The sequence below is a fragment of the Mycobacterium sp. E3247 genome, from assembly GCF_001667785.1.
Classification (GTDB): Bacteria; Actinomycetota; Actinomycetes; order Mycobacteriales; family Mycobacteriaceae; genus Mycobacterium.
This window is the reverse complement of sequence record NZ_LZJG01000247.1, coordinates 1-2,308: the sequence shown is the minus strand read 5'-3', so window position 1 is coordinate 2,308 and position 2,308 is coordinate 1. Positions and strand designations below refer to the sequence as shown.

Below are 2,308 nucleotides of genomic sequence, written 5' to 3'. Positions count from 1 at the left end.
CTCACCAAGCCGGTCACCTCGCAGTTGACGGGGCGGCCATCGTCAAGGTCGGCGTCGGGCCGGGCGGGAAACCCGGCTGTGGGGCATTACCGGATCCGGCCAAGAACTACCCGGCCCGCTATGTGGTCACCAACACCGGATGGGGGACCGGCATGGATATCCGACCCAACATCGGTTTGGGCCACCCGTGCTACGCGCAGTATTTCCAGGTGACCAGGGCCACGCCCCAACCGCCGAGCTTGCGCTGTGTCGGACCGCCGTCACCGGGTCTGGCCGTCCCCGCGCCGGGGCCATTACCGCTGCCGCCGCCTCCGGGTGGCCCACCCTTGGCTGCAACGATGGGCAGATTGTCTGGATAGGCGTAGGGGTCCTCGCCGAACATGATCCCGGAATCGGTGATCAGGCTGTACCCGTTCCCACCACCGGCGGCGTAATAGCCGAAGGTGTCCAGGAAATGCTTGGTCCCGACCATCAAGCAGGTGTACTCGGGGTTGTACTTCAGCAGCAGGCTGGTAGTGGGATTGAGCAGGTTGACCGCGTTGATGAGGTTATCCTCGTTCGGGCCGAGGGTGTTAATGCCCGTGCGCGCCAATCCAATGGCATTGAGCAGCAAGGCTTCCAGCGACTTCGATTCGTCTGTCAGCGTCGTGCTGGTGGTGCTTGCCGCATCGAGGGTTCGCAGAATGTCTTGCGCTGCGGCGCTGAAGGTGTCGCTGACAGCCCCCACCGCCCGCCAATCACGCCGGATCGTCTCGCTGCGCGGGTTGACCGCCAGGAGAACCTGATTGGCATCAGTGATCGCCTCGCCGATCCGGTCGCCCTGACCGCGCAGTCCCTCAGCCAGTGTGGTCAGCACCGCATTCAGTTTCGACGCATCGACCGAGTGCAGCAGGTTGACCAGGTTCTGGAATACCGTGTTGACCTCGGTGGCCACGTTGCGAGAATGCAGCACCTCACCGGCCGAGACCCTGGCGGCGCTGGGGTGATCGGGATAGATCAGCTCGACGTATTTGTTGCCAAACGCACTGGTGGCCTTGATCTTGGCCTCCACGTTAGCGGGGATGTACCTCACCTGGTCGGAGTCGATGTCCAGCTTGAGCCTCACGTCCTGACCGCCACCGGTGACAGCCGCCACCTGCCCCACGTCGACCCCGCGCAGCTTCACCTTGCCGCCGCTCTCCATCATCAGACCGGCCCGGTCGGACGTAAGAGTCACGGGGACATACGAATTGAACGATCGATTGAAGAGCTCCATGCACATCACGACGGTCACGACGATTCCGACGACGAGCAACGCCGTCCACCATGCCGGGCGCAATCGACTCTCTCTGCGTTTGCGTTCCATGCCATCACTCCGCGAGATGAAAGTTGCCTGTGTGGCCGTAGATGGCCAACGAAGCGAACAGGATGACGAACACCGCGACGACGAGCGAAGCCCGGACAGCGCGACCGACGGCTTCACCGACGCCGGCCGGCCCGCCCGACGCGGTGTAGCCGTAGTAGGTGTGGACCAACATCACCACCACACCGGACAGAATCACCAATCCCACCGACCACAGCATGTCGACGGGATTGAGAAACGTATGGAAATAGTGGTTGTAGACGCCCGACGACTGACCGTACATTGCAACCACAACTTCCGACGCCACAAACGACGCGATCAGGGCGATGCAGTAGAGGGGCACCACGACTATCACGCCCGCTAGCACCCGCGACGATGCGAGGTAGGCGATCGACCGCACACCCATGACTTCCAGCGCGTCGATCTCTTCGTTGATGCGCATGGCGCCCAACTGGGCGGTCGCCCCTGCACCGATGGTTGCTGCCAAGCCCACGGTGGAGATCAGCGGGGCGGCGAGCCGAACGTTGACGAACGCGGAGACGAATCCCACCAGCGCATCGACACCGACGTTGGCCAACGCGTTGTAGCCCTGAACCGCGACCAGGGCACCGGCCGACATCGTCAGGAATGCCACGATGACGACGGTCCCTCCGATGAGCAGCAGAGCCCCGGTACCCAAGGCCATCTGTGCGATCAGTCGAAACAACTCGGTCTTGTAGGTGACAACGACATCGCCGATCGAACGCAACGTGGCTGCGTAGAACTGCACTTGGCGGCCGACTCGATTCCATTCCGCGGCCAAGTTCTTCCCGCGACCCGTGGCCCGTCCCCACAGAGTGCTGGGCGCGGCCGCGGTCACTTGGCGCTCACCTTGACCCCCACGGCGGTGGCGATCACGTCGATGGCAAACAGCGCCATAAACGTGTAGACCACGGTTTCGTTCACCGCGTTGCCCACCCCGGTCTA

At 63.1% G+C, this 2,308-nt stretch carries 1 protein-coding gene and 3 pseudogenes; 1 reads left to right on the top strand and 3 read right to left on the bottom strand.

What is annotated here, in order from left to right; all coding sequences use genetic code 11:
- Nucleotides 1-359 (top strand): annotated as a pseudogene (locus A9X04_RS29705) (hypothetical protein); the annotation flags it as partial.
- A 17-nt stretch (nucleotides 360-376) separates the two neighbouring features.
- On the opposite strand, the pseudogene A9X04_RS13190 reads toward A9X04_RS29705, so the two are convergent.
- From A9X04_RS13190 to A9X04_RS30400, 3 genes and pseudogenes are all read right to left on the bottom strand, one after another.
- Nucleotides 377-1,255, bottom strand: a pseudogene (locus A9X04_RS13190) (MCE family protein); the annotation flags it as partial.
- A 94-nt stretch (nucleotides 1,256-1,349) separates the two neighbouring features.
- Nucleotides 1,350-2,201, bottom strand: a complete 852-nt coding sequence (locus A9X04_RS13185; RefSeq protein ID WP_082962301.1) for an ABC transporter permease — start codon at nucleotides 2,199-2,201, stop codon at nucleotides 1,350-1,352.
- A pseudogene (locus A9X04_RS30400) lies at nucleotides 2,198-2,302 on the bottom strand (ABC transporter permease); the annotation flags it as partial. The pseudogene A9X04_RS30400 and the gene A9X04_RS13185, both read right to left, overlap by 4 nt.
- Between the last annotated feature and the right edge of the window lie 6 nt (nucleotides 2,303-2,308).